This window comes from Shimia sp. (assembly GCF_041624275.1).
Taxonomy (GTDB): domain Bacteria; phylum Pseudomonadota; class Alphaproteobacteria; order Rhodobacterales; family Rhodobacteraceae; genus Shimia.
This window is the reverse complement of record NZ_JBFJVE010000051.1, coordinates 1-15153: the sequence shown is the minus strand read 5'-3', so window position 1 is coordinate 15153 and position 15153 is coordinate 1. Positions and strand designations below refer to the sequence as shown.

Annotated in this window: 15 protein-coding genes and 1 tRNA gene; 8 read left to right on the top strand and 8 right to left on the bottom strand. The window is 66.7% G+C overall.

Features of this window, described 5'->3' with window-relative positions:
• The coding region (glnA, locus tag ABZD10_RS06020) for a type I glutamate--ammonia ligase (protein WP_372885238.1) at positions 1–1341 on the bottom strand (1341 nt) is incomplete at its 3' end.
• Between the two features lie 32 nt (positions 1342–1373).
• Complete coding sequence (locus ABZD10_RS06015; protein ID WP_372885237.1) at positions 1374–1712, bottom strand: P-II family nitrogen regulator; 339 nt, start codon at positions 1710–1712, stop codon at positions 1374–1376.
• Positions 1713–1884: 172 nt separating this feature from the next.
• Here ABZD10_RS06015 and ABZD10_RS06010 point away from each other — a divergent pair, with 172 nt between their 5' ends.
• The 6 genes from ABZD10_RS06010 to ABZD10_RS05985 all read left to right on the top strand — a co-directional run bounded on the left by ABZD10_RS06010 (position 1885) and on the right by ABZD10_RS05985 (position 8702).
• On the top strand, positions 1885–3579 hold the full coding sequence (locus ABZD10_RS06010) for an NAD(P)H-hydrate dehydratase (RefSeq protein WP_372885236.1): 1695 nt from the start codon (positions 1885–1887) through the stop codon (positions 3577–3579).
• A gap of 53 nt (positions 3580–3632) precedes the next feature.
• Positions 3633–3717: transfer RNA gene (locus ABZD10_RS06005), tRNA-Leu, on the top strand.
• 115 nt (positions 3718–3832) lie between these two features.
• The gene (locus tag ABZD10_RS06000; RefSeq protein WP_372885235.1) at positions 3833–6628 is read left to right on the top strand and encodes a glutamine-synthetase adenylyltransferase; all 2796 of its coding nucleotides are present in this window, start codon (positions 3833–3835) and stop codon (positions 6626–6628) included.
• The gene (locus ABZD10_RS05995; RefSeq protein ID WP_372885234.1) at positions 6621–6911 is read left to right on the top strand and encodes a hypothetical protein; all 291 of its coding nucleotides are present in this window, start codon (positions 6621–6623) and stop codon (positions 6909–6911) included. Before ABZD10_RS06000 ends, ABZD10_RS05995 begins: the two co-directional genes overlap by 8 nt.
• 55 nt (positions 6912–6966) lie before the next feature.
• A complete protein-coding gene (locus ABZD10_RS05990; protein ID WP_372885233.1) occupies positions 6967–8163 on the top strand; it encodes an RSP_2647 family RNA methyltransferase in 1197 nt (398 codons plus the stop codon).
• Positions 8160–8702 carry an RSP_2648 family PIN domain-containing protein gene (locus ABZD10_RS05985; RefSeq protein ID WP_372885232.1) on the top strand — a complete coding sequence of 181 codons (543 nt, stop codon included), beginning with the start codon at positions 8160–8162 and terminating at the stop codon, positions 8700–8702. Before ABZD10_RS05990 ends, ABZD10_RS05985 begins: the two co-directional genes overlap by 4 nt.
• Before the next feature lie 89 nt (positions 8703–8791).
• Here the strand turns inward: ABZD10_RS05985 and ABZD10_RS05980 are convergent, their stop codons facing one another.
• From ABZD10_RS05980 to ABZD10_RS05955, 6 genes are all read right to left on the bottom strand, one after another.
• The gene (locus tag ABZD10_RS05980) at positions 8792–9487 is read right to left on the bottom strand and encodes a M48 family metallopeptidase (protein WP_372885231.1); all 696 of its coding nucleotides are present in this window, start codon (positions 9485–9487) and stop codon (positions 8792–8794) included.
• Positions 9488–9564: 77 nt separating this feature from the next.
• Positions 9565–10749, bottom strand: coding sequence for a VWA domain-containing protein (locus tag ABZD10_RS05975; RefSeq protein WP_372885230.1), 1185 nt, complete (start codon positions 10747–10749; stop codon positions 9565–9567).
• 3 nt (positions 10750–10752) lie between these two features.
• Positions 10753–10920 carry a hypothetical protein gene (locus ABZD10_RS05970; protein WP_372885229.1) on the bottom strand — a complete coding sequence of 56 codons (168 nt, stop codon included), beginning with the start codon at positions 10918–10920 and terminating at the stop codon, positions 10753–10755.
• Between the two features lie 5 nt (positions 10921–10925).
• Positions 10926–12290 (bottom strand): DUF2927 domain-containing protein, encoded by a 1365-nt coding sequence (locus ABZD10_RS05965; protein WP_372885228.1) that lies wholly within the window; start codon positions 12288–12290, stop codon positions 10926–10928.
• A complete protein-coding gene (locus ABZD10_RS05960) occupies positions 12290–12748 on the bottom strand; it encodes an N-acetyltransferase family protein (protein ID WP_372885227.1) in 459 nt (152 codons plus the stop codon). The genes ABZD10_RS05965 and ABZD10_RS05960 overlap by 1 nt, the downstream gene beginning before the upstream one ends.
• A gap of 154 nt (positions 12749–12902) precedes the next feature.
• On the bottom strand, positions 12903–13742 hold the full coding sequence (locus ABZD10_RS05955; RefSeq protein ID WP_372885226.1) for an AAA family ATPase: 840 nt from the start codon (positions 13740–13742) through the stop codon (positions 12903–12905).
• Positions 13743–13928: 186 nt separating this feature from the next.
• On the opposite strand from ABZD10_RS05955, the gene dksA reads away from it, so the two are divergent.
• On the top strand, positions 13929–14351 hold the full coding sequence (dksA, locus tag ABZD10_RS05950; RefSeq protein WP_372885225.1) for an RNA polymerase-binding protein DksA: 423 nt from the start codon (positions 13929–13931) through the stop codon (positions 14349–14351).
• A gap of 71 nt (positions 14352–14422) precedes the next feature.
• Positions 14423–15153: FAD-dependent monooxygenase (locus ABZD10_RS05945; RefSeq protein ID WP_372885224.1), on the top strand; the 731-nt coding region annotated here is incomplete at its 3' end.

Sequence of the window (15153 nt, the reverse complement as noted above, 5' to 3'; positions counted from 1 at the left end):
TGATTTCAGCTCGATGTAAGCGTCGATCATGTCGTCGTCGAATACGCCGCCAGCGGTCAAGAAGGCGCGGTCTGCGTCCAGGGCCTGCAGAGCTTGCTCGAGGCTAGAGGCAACAGTCGGGATGTCTGCTGCTTCTTCTGCGGGCAGGTCGTACAGATCCTTGTCGGCGGCATCGCCGGGGTGGATCTTGTTCTGGATGCCGTCAAGGCCAGCCATCAGCAGGGCAGCAAAGGCCAGGTAGGGGTTCGCCGAGGGATCGGGGAAGCGGGCTTCGACGCGCTTGGCTTTGGGCGATTCAGTCCACGGAATACGCACACAACCCGAACGGTTACGAGCCGAGTAGGCGCGCAGAACCGGGGCTTCGAAGCCCGGGATCAGACGCTTGTAGCTGTTGGTCGAGGGGTTGGTGAAGGCGTTCAGCGTCTTGGCGTGCTTCAGGATACCACCGATGAAATACAGCGCTTCCTGGCTGAGGTCGGCGTATTTGTCGCCGGCGAACAGCGGCTTGCCGTCTTTCCAGATCGACATGTTCACGTGCATGCCGGTGCCGTTGTCACCATAGATCGGCTTCGGCATGAAGGTGGCCGATTTGCCGTAGGACTGGGCCACGTTGTGGATCACGTATTTGTATTTCTGCAGCTCGTCGGCCTGTTTGGTCAGGCTGTCGAAGATCAGGCCCAGCTCGTGCTGGCACGAGGCCACTTCGTGGTGGTGCTTGTCGACCTTCATGCCCAGACGCTTCATGGTCGAGAGCATTTCCGAACGGATGTCCTGGGCGTCATCGGTGGGGTTGACGGGGAAATAGCCGCCCTTGAGGCCCGGACGATGGCCGGTGTTGCCCATCTCGTATTCGGTGTCGGTGTTCCACGAGGCGTCGATGGCGTCGACTTCGTAGGAGACCTTGTTGATGGTGTTCGAGAAACGCACGTCGTCGAAGAGGAAGAACTCGGCTTCCGGACCCATGTAGGCGACGTCACCGATGCCCGAGGATTTCAGATAGGCTTCGGCCTTCTCGGCGGTGCCGCGCGGGTCGCGATCGTATTTCTCGCCGGTGTCGGGCTCGACGATCGAGCAGTGGATGCAGATGGTCTTCTCGGCATAGAAGGGATCCACATAGGCCGAGGTGGTGTCGGGGATCAGTTTCATGTCGGAGTTTTCGATCGACTTCCAGCCGGCGATCGAGGAACCGTCGAACATGAAGCCTTCTTCGAGGAAGTCTTCGTCGACCAGATCCACGTCCACGGTCACGTGTTGCAGCTTGCCGCGGGTGTCGGTGAAGCGGATGTCGACATAGGCCGCTTCCTGGTCTTTGATCAGCTGGAGAACTGCGTCTGCGCTCATTCTCTTGGTCCTTCTTTTAGAAACTGGTTGTGTTACAGGGCGTCCGAACCGGATTCGCCGGTACGGATGCGAATGGCTTGTTCGACGGGGCTGACGAAGATCTTGCCGTCGCCGATCTTGTCGGTCTTGGCGGCATCCACGATGGCCTCGATGGCGCCGTCCACCTGGTCGTCATCCAGAACGACCTCGATTTTCACCTTGGGCAGGAAGTCCCCGACATATTCGGCGCCACGGTAAAGCTCCGTGTGGCCTTTCTGACGGCCGAAGCCCTTGACTTCGATCACGCTCAGACCCTGAATGCCGGAATCCTGCAGCGCTTCTTTCACTTCATCCAGCTTGAAGGGCTTGATGATCGCCTCAATCTTTTTCATCTCGGGAATCTCCTCACCTGAGTTCTCGCATTGCACAGACCACTTTCGCCGCGGGCTCACAATTGGCTAAGGTGACGCGGTGGCGCCGGGGCCGGGGAAACCGGGAGGTGTGCCTAAAATTTGTGCAATTTGCCCGAAAAAGGCGCTGAATTGAATCGCAGGGGATGACACCGTGACCGAATTGCTGACCGCTGCCCAAATGCGCGCCATCGAGATGGCGGCCATCGAGTCGGGCGAGGTGACCGGGCTGGAGCTGATGGAACGCGCCGGGCGCGGGGTGCTCGAGGCGATCTTCGAGGAATGGCCGGAGTTGGCGGAAAAGGCGGGCGATGGATCAGAAGGGGGCGCTGCCCCCCACGTTGAAGCCGGGCTTCAACGCTCCCCCCGGGATATTTCCGGCAAGAGAAAAAGGGCAGTCGTGCTTTGTGGGCCGGGCAACAATGGCGGTGACGGGTTCGTGGTGGCGCGGCTGTTGCATCAGCAAGGCTGGGAGGTGGAGGTGTTTCTGTACGGGGACGCCGGAAAGTTGCCGCCGGATGCGAAGGTGAATTGTCAGCGGTGGTGCGAGATGGGGGAGGTGGCGCCGCTGGTTGATGAGCGCTTTGACGGCGCATTCGAAGAGGGTGCCAAGGAAACCCTGGTCATCGATGCGCTGTTCGGTACCGGATTGGTGCGGCCTTTTCTCGACTGTCGCCATCTGGCGGTGGCTCTGAATGGCGCCCAGGCCCGCGCCGCCAAGGGCCGTGGCGATCCCAAGGTGGTTGCCGTCGATCTTCCGTCGGGCATGTGTTCCGACAGTGGCAAATGGCTGGGCGAGGATCAGCCTGTGGATTTCGCCGGTCGCGCAAATCTGACGGTGTCTTTCCATAGCGAAAAACGCGGGCATCGGTTGCATGACGGACCGCAAAGCTGTGGCACTGTCGTTGTCGCGGATATCGGCCTTGAGAGTGGCGCTCGGTCCGATGAGGGGCACGGGGGCGGCCCGGTGGTGCCGATGGCAGAGATCGTCAGGCTGGTCGAAGCCCCGTCGGCTCTGGTTTGCAAGCGTGGGGCGCACAAATACTCCCACGGTCATGCGCTCATCCTGTCCGGCGGTGCGGGCAAGACCGGCGCGGCGCGGCTGGCGGCGCGCGGGGCGCTCAGGATCGGTGCGGGGCTGGTGACGCTGGGCGTGCCGCATGAGGCCGAGGCCGAGGTGGCGGCGCAGATCACCGCAGTGATGATGCGCGAAGTGGGCGATGCCGAGGCTTTGCGCGTGACCTTGCAGGATGCGCGGTTCAATGCGCTTTGTTTGGGGCCGGGGCTGGGGATCGAGCGGGCGCGGGCGCTGGTGCCGGTGGCGGTGCGTGCAGAGCACGCACCCTACGTTGTTCTGGACGCGGATGCGTTGACGGCTTTTGCCGGGGCGCCGGACGAGTTGTTTGCGAGGCTGCACCCGGGCTGCGTGCTGACGCCGCATGAGGGGGAGTTCAGGCGGCTGTTCCCGGACATCCATGCCAAGCTGGTGGCGCCGGCCACCAGGGGTCCGGCCTTTTCCAAAGTGGACGCCACGCGCGCGGCCGCCGAACGGGCGGGCTGCACGGTGCTGTTCAAGGGGCCGGATACGGTGATTGCCGATGCCTCGGGACGGTGCAGCCTCAATTCGGCGCATTACGAGCGGGCGGCGCCCTGGCTGGCCACCGCCGGCTCGGGAGACGTGCTGGCCGGGTTCATCACCGGCCTTCTGGCCCGCGGCCTGGCCCCGATGCAGGCCACCGAAAGCGGCGCCTGGCTGCATGTCGCATGCGCGCGTGCCTTCGGCCCCGGGCTGATCGCCGAGGACCTGCCCGAGATGCTGCCGCAGGTGCTGCGCGAATTGGGGGCGTGAGGGAAAATTATGCTCGCATCCCCGTAGCGGCTTTGCTAAGAGGCGCGGACCGTGCGGGTGTGGCGGAATTGGTAGACGCACCAGATTTAGGTTCTGGCGCCGCGAGGCGTGGGGGTTCGAGTCCCTTCACCCGCACCACTGGCAAACCCGTCTGGCAAACCCGTCTGGCAAAGCCTTCGCGGCACGCGGTTTTCCCCTCGGGGCCGGCAATTGCCGCATTGACCTTGCCGCCGCGCCATGGCCATTTTGCCCCATGAGCTTTTCATCCCGCATAACCCGCCTGCCGACCGCCTTCGACAAGGATCGCGGCGATGACACATTGGCGCTGGTGCCGCAGTTTTCCGGCGACCTGGCGCGGCTGATCCACGGCGCCGCCGGGTGCAGCCCCTATCTGAAATCGCTGATCGAGAAGGAAGGCGCCTGGCTGCCGCAGGGGGTCGACGACCCCGAGGCGGCCCTGGAGACCCTGTTCGACGCGCTGCGCGACACCGCGCCGGATCAGCTGGCCAGCGCGCTGCGCATGGGCAAGCGCCGGGTGGCCCTGCTGACGGCGCTGGCCGATCTTGCCGGGGTGTGGTCGCTGGAACAGGTGACCGGGGCGCTGACCGATTACGCCGACCTGGCCAGCGACCTGGCGCTGAAGGCCGCCATCGGCAACGAGATCCGCCGCAAGAAACTGCCGGGACAGACCGAGGCGGACATTGCCACCGCCGGCGGCATGGTGTCTTTGGCCATGGGCAAGATGGGCGCGCGCGAGCTGAACTACAGTTCGGACATCGACCTTATCTGCCTGTTCGACGAGACCCGGTTCGATCCCGCCGATTTCCACGATGCCCGCGCCAGTTTCGTGCGCGCCACGCGGCGCATGGCGGCGATGCTCAACGATCTCACCGGCGAAGGCTATGTGTTCCGCACCGACCTGCGCCTGCGGCCCGACCCGGCGGTGACTCCGGTCTGCCTGGCGATGGAGGCGGCGGAGCGCTATTACGAAAGCCTCGGGCGGACCTGGGAGCGCGCTGCCTATATCAAGGCGCGGCCCTCGGCCGGGGATCTCGAGGCCGGGGCGCGGTTTCTCAGATCCCTGACCCCCTTCGTGTGGCGCAAGCATCTGGATTTCGTCGCCATCCAGGATGCCCATGACATGCGGCTGCGCATCCGCGAGCACAAGGGGCTGGGCGGCGGGATCCAGCTTGCCGGGCACAATATGAAGCTCGGGCGCGGCGGCATCCGCGAGATCGAATTCTTCACCCAGACCCGGCAGCTGATCGCCGGCGGGCGCGACCCCGATCTGCGCGACAACCGCACCGTGCCGGCGCTGGGCCGGCTCGCGGAAAAGGGCTGGGTGCCGGCGGATGTGGCCGAACGCCTTGCGTGCCACTACCGCGCCCACCGCGAGGTCGAACACCGCATCCAGATGGTCAACGATGCCCAGACCCACGACCTGCCCAAGAGCCCCGAGGGCCTGCAGCGCATCGCCTGCCTGATGGGGCGTGATCTCGACGAGATGACCGGCGACATCCGCCGCCGCCTGACCGAGGTGCACGAGCTGACCGAGGGGTTCTTTGCCCCCGATGCCGGGCGCGCGGCCCCGGCGCACGGGCTCGACAGCGAGATCATCGGGCGCTGGCGGACCTATCCCGCCTTCCGCTCGGAGCGCGCGGTCAAGATCTTCGACCGGCTGAAACCCGAGCTGCTGGAACGGCTTTCGGGCACCGCCCATCCGCATCAGGCCTTGATGGCGCTGGACGGGTTCCTGGCCGGGCTGCCGGCGGGGGTGCAGCTGTTCTCGCTGTTCGATGCCAATCCGCAGCTGGTCGATCTTCTGGTCGACATCGTCGGCACCGCGCCGGCGCTGGCCCGCCACCTGTCGCGCAATTCCGGCGTGTTCGACGCGGTGATCGGCGGCGCCTTCTTCGACGCCTGGCCGGGGGCCGAGGCGCTGGGCCCCGAGCTGGCCGCGAAGCTGGACCAGGAGGGCGATGATTACGAGGGCAGGCTGGACGCGGCGCGGCGCTGGGCCAAGGAATGGCATTTCCGCATCGGCGTGCATCACCTGCGGGGGCTGATTTCGGCCGAGGAGGCGGGGCAGCAATATGCCGATCTCGCCTCGGCCTGCCTGGCGGCGCTGTGGCCGGTGGTGGCCGGCAAATTCGCCGAGAAACACGGGCCCTGCCCGGGGCGCGGGGCGATGGTTCTGGGTATGGGGTCGCTGGGGGCCGGGCGGCTCAACGCGACCTCGGATCTTGACCTGATCGTGATCTACGACGCCGACGGGGTCGATTTTTCGGAAGGGCGCCGGCCGCTGGCCAGCCGCGCCTATTACGCCCGCCTGACCCAGGCGCTGGTCACCGCGCTCAGCGCGCCGATGGCGCAGGGGCGGCTTTACGAGGTCGACATGCGTCTGCGCCCCTCGGGAACGCAGGGGCCGGTCGCGACCTCGGTGGCTTCGTTTCGCGATTACCAGCGCACCCAGGCCTGGACCTGGGAGCACCTGGCGCTGACCCGGGCGCGGCCGGTGGCCGGCGAAGGGGCGCTGATGGCAGAGATCGAGGCCTTCCGGCAGGCGCTGCTGGCGCGGCCCTCGGACGCTGCCGCGATGCGCAGGGACGTGACCGAGATGCGGGCGCGGATCGCGGCGGCCAAGGCGCCGCACAGCATCTGGGACGCCAAGATCGGCGCCGGGCGCCTTCAGGACATCGAGCTTACCGCCCAGGCGGCGGCGCTGATGGCCGGCAGCCCCGGGCGCTCGGTGGCGGCCGGGCTTGCCGCAGGCGTCGCAATCGGCTGGCTGGATGCCGCGGATTGCGCAGCCCTGCAACAGGATTACGGTCTTTTCTGGAAGGTGCAGGTGGCCTCGAAGCTGCTGAGCGAACAGGAAATGAGCCCCGAGGCGATCGGCGCCGGGGGGGCGGCCTTCCTGCTGCGCGAAACCGGCGAGGCGACGCTCGATGCGTTGGCAGCCTCGCTGGAACGCGCTGCGGCGCGGGCCGAGGGGCTGATCGAGGCGTCACTGGCGCGGGATGTGAAACAGGACGGAACCCATGTCTGAACAGGATAACGACCCCAAGGGGCTGATCCGCGAAAGCTATCGCATCGAGGGCATCACGGATGCCCAGTGCCGCAGCATCTTTCTTGATTGGGCGCTGTCCCTGCCCGAGGGGCGCGACACCGCCGCCGCGATCACGGCGCTGCTGGCGCTGTATCGCGACCCCTGGCCGGACCATCCGATGACCGAAATCCTGCAACAGGGGCTGACCCGGATCACCACCCCGGGGCGTCGCGGCGGATGGCGATCGCGCGAGCGCGGAGCGAATGGCGGCGCGGGGGGCTGAGCGCCGCGACCCGAAGCCCCTTTTCAGAGCCCGAAATAGACTTTAGGAGGGGCGCATGACTGCGCCTACAACTCCCGTGATCCGCCTCAAGCCCAAGGCCAATGCCCGTGCCATCCGGCATGGTTTTCCCTGGGTCTACGACAACGAACTGGTGGTCGACCGCCGCACCCGAAAGATCGCGCCGGGCGCGATCGCCCTGCTCGAGGACGGCGAGCGCCGCCCGCTGGGGCTGGTGGCGGTCAACCCCAACTCGCGCATCACGGCGCGGATGCTGGACCGCGACCCCGCGGCGCGGATCGACCGTGACTGGCTGGTGGCGCGGCTGGCCCGTGCCCAGGAGATGCGGGCGCGGCTGTACCCCGAGCCCTTCTACCGGCTGGTCCACGCCGAGGCCGACGGGCTGCCCGGGGTGGTGATCGACCGGTTCGGCGATATCGCCGTGCTCCAGCCCAATGCCGCCTGGGCCGAGCGCCTGCTGCCCGAGCTGGCGGCGGCCCTGGCCGAGGTCACCGGGGTGACGACGGTGCTGAAGAACGGCTCGGGCCGGGCGCGCGGCCTCGAGGGGCTGGACGGTGACAACGCGGTGCTTCTGGGCGCCGCGCCCGCCGCCCCGGTGCCGGTGCGGATGAACGGCGCCACCTACATGGCCGATCTTACCGGCGGCCAGAAGACCGGCCTGTTCTTCGACCAGCGCCCCAATCACGGCTTTGCCGCCGCGCTTTGCCGCGAGGCCGAGGTGCTGGACGTGTTTTCCCATGTCGGCGGCTTTGCCCTTGCAGCCCTTGCCGGCGGCGCGGCCTCGGCGCTTTCGGTTGACGGATCGGCGGCGGCGCTGGCGCTGGCCGAGGGCGGTGCGGCGGCGGCCGGGGTCGCGCCGCGTTTCGCCACCCGGCGCGGCGATGCCTTCGAGGTCATGGCGGCGCTGGCCGAGGAGGGGCGGCGCTTTGACGTGGTGATCTGCGATCCGCCGGCCTTCGCGCCCTCGAAGCCGGCGCTGGAAAAGGGGCTGCGGGCCTATGAGCGGGTGGCGCGGCTGGCGGCACCGCTGGTGGCCGAGGGCGGCTATCTGGGCCTGTGTTCCTGCAGCCATGCCGCCGATCTGACGAAGTTTCGCGGCGCCTCGGTGCGCGGCATCGGCCGTGCCGGGCGGCAGGCGCAGCTTATTCATACCGGCTTTGCCGGGCCCGACCACCCGCTGCTGCCGCAGCTGGCCGAGAGCGGCTATCTCAAGGCGCTGTTCTTCCGCCTGTGACCCGCTACCTGCTGGATACCTGCGTGATCTACCCGACGGTGATGCGCGAGATGCTGCTCGGGGTCGCCCGGGGCGGTGCCTTCGAGCCCCTGTGGTCGGCGCGCATCCTCGAGGAATGGGCCCGCGCGGCGCGCAAGCTGGGCCCCGGCGGCGAAGCCCAGGCGCGCGGCGAGATCGCGCTGCTGCGCGCCGCCTGGCCCGGGGCCGAGGTGCGCTGGAAACCCTCGCTGGAAAACCGGCTCTACCTGCCCGACGCGCAGGACGTGCATGTGCTGGCGGCGGCGATCGCCGGTTCGGCAGATGCCATCATCACCGTCAACGCGAAGGATTTTCCGCGCGGGATCCTGGCCGAGGAGGGGCTTGACCGGCGCGATCCCGACGGGCTGCTGCGCGAGATCTGGGCCCGGGATCCGGCGCTGGTGGAAACCGTCGCCGAAACCGTGCGCGCCGAGGCCGAGCGGCTGTCGGGCGCGCCCTGGGAGATGCGCCGCCTGCTGAAGAAGGCGCGGCTGCCGCGCCTGGCCAAGGCGCTGGGGTAGGCGGCGGGCAGGGGCGCTGCCCCTCACGTTGAAAATGCGGGCATTTTCAACGCTCACCCCGGGATATTTCCGGCAAGAGAAAGACCGCTCTAACGGGGGTCGGCGAGGCCCCATTTCTGCTCCAGCGCCTCGATGGCGGCGATGCGGTCGGCGGTCTTGGGGTGGCTCAGGAGCCAGGCCGGGGTCAGGGTGCCGCGCGGGCCGGAGAGAGCTTCGAGCTTGCGGAACAGCGATTTCTGCGGCCCGGTGCCGATGCCGGATTTGCTGAGCAGGGCGGCGGCGTAGGAATCCGCCTCGTATTCGTCGTCGCGCGACAGGCGCGCGGCAAGGGTGGTGATGACCAGATTGGCCAGCCAGATGCCGACCCCGGGCAACAACCGGCCGAGCACCATCGCCAGCGCCGTGCGCAGCGCGTTCTGGCCGGAAAAATCGATCATCCGGCGGCGTGAATGGCCCAGGGCCACATGGCCCAGCTCATGGGCGATGACGCTGGCCAGTTCCTCGGCGCTGACCGCGCCGTCGCGGTAGCGCTGGTAGAAGCCGCGGGTGATGAAGATGCGCCCGTCGGGCGCCGCCAGCCCGTTGACCGGCGCGATCTCGTAGATATGGACCCGGATCCGCGGCAGGTCGAGCGCCGCTGCCATCCTGCGGATCAGCGGCACCAGCAGCGGGTCGGCCAGCTCGCTGGACCTGGCGTCAAGCTCGCGCGCCATGCGCCAGGCCGAGAAGCGGTACATCAGGAGGCCATAGGCGATGGCCAGAAGGATCGGGGTGAAACGCAGCATGGTCCAGATATGGGCCGCGCCGGGCCAAAGGGCAAGCGGCGGGGCGTCGAAGCGCGCCGGGGCCGGCGCCTTGGTGGTCAGCGGGTCAGCTCGCGCATTCCGGTCTCGATCCCGTTCAGGGTCATCGGCACCATCCGATCCTCGAAGATCTCGCGGATCATGCCGATCGAATGGGTGTGGCCCCAGTGTTTCTCGGGCACCGGGTTGATCCACAGGTTGGCGGACCATTGCGCGCGGGCGCGCTCGAGCCAGACCTGGCCGGCCTCGGCGTTCCAGTGTTCGTTGGCGCCGCCGGGATAGGCGATCTCATAGGGCGACATCGAGGCGTCGCCGACGAAGATGCACTTGTAGTCGGGCCCGTAGGTGCGCAGCACCTCGTGGGTCGGGGTCTGGGCGTTCCAGCGCCTGCGGTTGTCCTTCCACACGCCTTCGTAAAGGCAGTTGTGGAAATAGAAATGCTCCATGTGCTTGAATTCCGAGCGGGCCGCCGAGAACAGCTCCTCCACCACCCGGATATGCGGATCCATCGAGCCGCCGATATCGAGGAACAGCAGCACCTTGACCGCGTTGCGCCTTTCGGGCCGGGTCTGCACGTCAAGATAGCCGTGTTCGGCGGTGGCGCGGATCGTGCCGTCGAGGTCAAGCTCTTCGGCGGCGCCGTCGCGGGCCCAGCGGCGCAGCCGTTTCAGCGCCACCTTGATGTTGCGGGTGCCCAGTTCCACCGAATCGTCGAGATTGCGGAACTCGCGCTTGTCCCAGACCTTGACCGCGCGCCGGTGGCGGCTTTCCTTCTGGCCGATGCGCACCCCTTCGGGATTGTAGCCATAGGCGCCGAAGGGCGAGGTGCCGGCGGTGCCGATCCACTTGCTGCCGCCCTGGTGACGGCCTTCCTGTTCCTTCAGCCGCTCCTTGAGGGTTTCCATCAGCTTGTCGAAGCCGCCGAGGCTTTCGATCTCGGCCATTTCCTCGGCCGAGAGGTGTTTCTCGGCCATCTTGCGCAGCCATTCCTCGGGGATGTCCACCGCCTCGAGCATGTCCTGAAGCGCGAGGGTCTCGAGACCCGAGAATGTGGCGGCGAAGGCGCGGTCGAACTTGTCGAGGTTGCGCTCGTCCTTGACCATGACGGCGCGCGCCAGATAGTAGAACGCGTCGACGTCATAGGTCACCAGCCCCGCCTTCACGCCCTCGAGAAAGCTGAGGTATTCGCGCAGCGACACGGGCACGCCGCCGGATCGCAGGTTTTCGAAGAACGGCAGGAACATGGCCTAGACCATCAGCCGGTGCAGGGCGAGGGTGGCGAAGAGGCCGACAAGGGCGAAGACCATCGCATAGACCACCGCATATTGCAGGATGTCCAGCGCGGCGCCCCGGCGCCTGCGTGCCATCAAAGCGCCGGTCAGGGCGCCGAGAATTGCTCCGGCGAGAACGAACATGACCTTCAGTACCTCCTTTTGGCCGGGTTCAGGGCTGCGAATTCGCGCAGTTTGGCGCGCACCGCCCAATCCGGGCCGAATGCGTAGCGCGCCCAGCCGAGACTGTCCAGCCGCACATTGGTGGCCTCGTCCGCCCGCCCGCCCAGTTCCAGTGCCTCGGCCCGCAGCAGCATCAGGGTCGTCAGCAGCACCGCGTTCTCGTGCCGGGCCGCGACCTCGAGATGGGGGGCGATCAGCCGCAGCGCCGTGTCGCCCTCTGCGGCCGACAGCGCGTGGGCGGCGAGATGGGTGGCGACAAAGGCCTGATGCGGGGCGCTGTCGGGGCTGCGGCGATAGGCGGCGTCGGCCAGCTTGAAATAGCCATGGGCCTTTTCGGCGTCGCGGGCCTGCATCAGCCGGCCGAGGGCGAAATAGCTGAAGCCCAGCCGATGATCCTGCCAGCCTTCACGCTGGGCGATGGCCAGCGCGGTCAGCGCCGATCGGCGGCGCGTGCCCTGGCCGGCGCCGGGGCCGAGGGCGGTCTGCACCGCCTCGATCCAGTCGCGGGGCGTCGCCGTCAGGGGGGCGGCGCTGCGCCCTTCGCCGGCCGGGTTGATCCGCGCCAGCAGGGAGGGCAGGCGGGCGGCGACCCTGTCACGGGTCATGCCGTTGGCCAGATCGGGATGGTAATAGGCGCGCAGCACCAGCATGTCGAAGCCGGTCAGCACCGCGTGTACATTGTCGTCGTTGAAGACGCTGTCGCTCAGCCGGTAGAGATCGTTCAGCGGCCCCAGCGCCTGGGCCAGCTCTTCGTGCAGGCAGTCGCGGACCTCTTGCGGGCTGGTGTCATTGGGCAGGAAGACGGCGATCCTGTCGCGCCGCTGCAATGCCGCCCAATTGGTCTTGGACTGCCGCTTGGCACTGCGGAACTGCGCCAGAGAGGTGATGTTGGGGGCCACGAAACAGGCGGCCTGCGGCAGGGCGCGCTGAATCTCGGCGCGGCTGACGGCCTCGATGGTGATATTGGCGCTGCCGGCGCGGGTCAGGGAAATCTCGATCCCGGCCTCGTTGCGCAGCCGGTGCAGCAGCCGGGTCAGGTCGGCGGCAAGGCTGGCCGGGGGCTTGCCGGTCACCCGCACCGTGATCGGCCCTTCGAACCGGGTCATTACCGGCAGGGCGCGCCCGCTTTCCATACGGAAGCTGAGGTCGAGGAAGTCGCGCGCGATGTCGCGATTGGAACGCGCCGGCGGTGTCGGTCGCGGCGCGGCAAAGACCTTCATCGGCGGCAGGGTGCTGCTGGCCACGGCGGCGCGGCTGGCGGTGTCGTCCGACCGAGGAGACACGCAGGCGCCAAGCAGCAGCAGGCACAGCGGGAGAAACAGCCGCCGCATCACGGGCGCTGATAGCGGATGAAGGGGGTCAGCTTGCCGACCCGGTCATAAAGCCGCCGCGCGCTGTGGTTGAAATCCTGGGTCAGCCAGTAGACACCGGGGGCCCCGGCTTGATCGGCCGCCGCATAGACCGCCTCGATCAGCCGCCGCGCCACGCCGCCGCCCCGCGCCTCGGGGGCGGTGTAGAGATCCTGAAGATAGCAGACGTTTTCGAGTTTCCAGGCGTGACGGTGGAACAGGTAATGGGTCAGCCCCAGCAGCATGCCGTCGCGCTCGGCGACCAGGCAGGAGAAATCCTGCGGATCGTCGCCCAGCAGCCGGGCGAAGGTGCTTTCATAGACCTCGCCGGGCAGGACGGTTTCGTAATAGTCGAGATAGCCGGTCCACAGGACACGCCAGCGGGCTTGGTCCGAGGCCCTCAAGGGGCGGATCTTCAGGCCGTCATCGGTTTGCGACATCTGCTCTGCTCCGGTCATGCGGCCCGGCCGCGATGCGGCGGGCGGTTCGTGAAGGGGCTTTTTCGCGCCAGTATGGCCGCAAAACCCGTTGCGGCCAAGGATCACGAGGCCGGGCGCCGCCGCGTCCGAACCTTTGGGGCGGCAGAAGCCGGTGTCAGCGCCTTGAGCGGGCCATGAAGGCCAGCCGCTCGAACAGGTGCACGTCCTGTTCGTTCTTCAGCAGCGCACCATGCAGTTTGGGCAGGGCGTCGGTGCCGTCGCGGGCCAGATCCTCGGCGTCGAGATCCTCGGCGAGGATCAGTTTCAACCAGTCGAGCACTTCCGAGGTCGAGGGTTTCTTCTTCAGCCCCGGGGTTTCGCGGATCTCGAAGAACTGGGTCAGCGCGGTGGTCAGCAGCCGCTCCTTGATGCCGGGATGATGCACTTCGACGATCTCTTTCATCGTCTCGTGATCGGGGAAGCGGATGTAGTGGAAGAAACAGCGGCGCAGGAAGGCGTCGGGCAGTTCCTTTTCATTGTTCGAGGTGATGATCATGATCGGGCGGTGCCGGGCCCGGATCGTCTCGCCGGTCTCGTAGACGTGGAACTCCATCTTGTCGAGTTCCTGCAACAGGTCGTTGGGAAACTCGATGTCGGCCTTGTCGATCTCGTCGATCAGCAGCACCAGCTTTTCGTCGGCCTCGAAGGCCTCCCAGAGCTTGCCCTTCTTGATGTAGTTCCTGACGTCATGGACGCGTTCATCGCCGAGCTGGCTGTCGCGCAGGCGGCTGACCGCGTCGTATTCGTAAAGACCCTGCTGGGCCTTGGTGGTCGACTTGATGTTCCATTCGATCATCCGCAGGCCCAGCGCCTCTGCCACTTGGCGCGCCAGCTCGGTCTTGCCGGTGCCGGGTTCGCCCTTGACCAGAAGCGGGCGCTCCAGCGCCACCGAGGCATTGACCGCGACGTTCAGGTCCTCGGTTGCCACGTAAGTTTTGGTGCCTTCGAATTTCATGCGTGTTTCCCTGCGCGTAGCCTTGATTTCGCCGGCACCCTATCGCGAACAAATTTTCACCGCAATGCAGTGCTATGGGTAGTGACAATCCCCGAGCAAAGGGGTAATGCCACAGCCATAGAGAAGGGGGGTCTGATGTCTGAAGCAAATACCGTTACGGACGTTAGCCGCATTGAGGGAGCAGACATGAAAGCTGAGAACTTCCTGCCCGACGACTATCGTCCCGCAGAAGACGAACCGTTCATGAACGAACGCCAGCTGGAATATTTTCGTCGCAAACTGGTCAATTGGAAAAACGAGATTCTCGACGACAGCCGTGACACGATCGAGGGATTGCAGGAAAGCACCCGCAATATTCCCGACGTCGCCGACCGCGCCAGCGAGGAAACCGATCGTGCGCTGGAACTGCGCACGCGCGATCGTCAGCGCAAGCTGGTGGCCAAGATCGACGCCGCGCTGCGCCGGATCGACGAAGGTGAATACGGCTATTGCGACGTCACCGGCGAGCCGATCTCGCTGAAGCGGCTCAACGCGCGTCCGATCGCCACCATGAGCCTCGAGGCTCAGGAACGTCACGAGCGCCGCGAAAAGGTCCATCGCGACGAGTGACGCGCCGACAAATGTAAGAGATGCAGGACGCCGGGGTTTTTTTCCCGGCGTTTTTCGTATCAAAAGGAAGCATGAGTCTCGAGAACCAGAAAGTCACCATCGTCGGCGCCGGAATCGGCGGGCTGACCGCGGCGCTGGCCCTGCGGGCGCGGGGCGCGGATGTGACGGTGCTGGAACAGTCGGGCAGCATATCCGAGGTCGGCGCCGGATTGCAGATCAGCCCCAACGGTTTCTGCGTTCTGCGGGCGCTGGGCCTTGGCGATCGCTTCCGCGCCGCCGCGGTGCGCGGGCAGGCGGTGGAGCTGCGCGACTACCGGCGGGGTGATCTGGTGGCGCGGCTCGATCTCGGCCTCTTGCCCGAGGATCAGCCCTATTTCTTCATCCACCGATCGGACCTGATCGACCTTCTGGGCGAGGCGGTGCGCGAGGCCGGGGTCAAGGTGCGGTTGCTGCAAAAGGTGGAAAAGGTGGTGCCGGGCGCCTGTCCCGAGCTGCATCTTGCCAATAACGTGGTGCAGCAGGGCGGGCTGGTGATCGGCGCCGACGGGCTGCATTCCAGGGCCCGGCAGGCGCTGAACGGTGCTTCGGCCCCCTTCTTCACCCGCCAGGTGGCCTGGCGCGCGACCATTGCCAACAAGGTCGGGCACCCGCCGGTGGCCCGCGTCCACATGGCGCCCAAGCGCCATATGGTCAGCTATCCGCTGCGGGGCGGCGACAGGGTCAACCTGGTCATGGTGCAGGAGCGCATGGCCTGGGCCGACGAGGGCTGGCATTTCCGTGATGACCCGGACAAGCTGCGCGC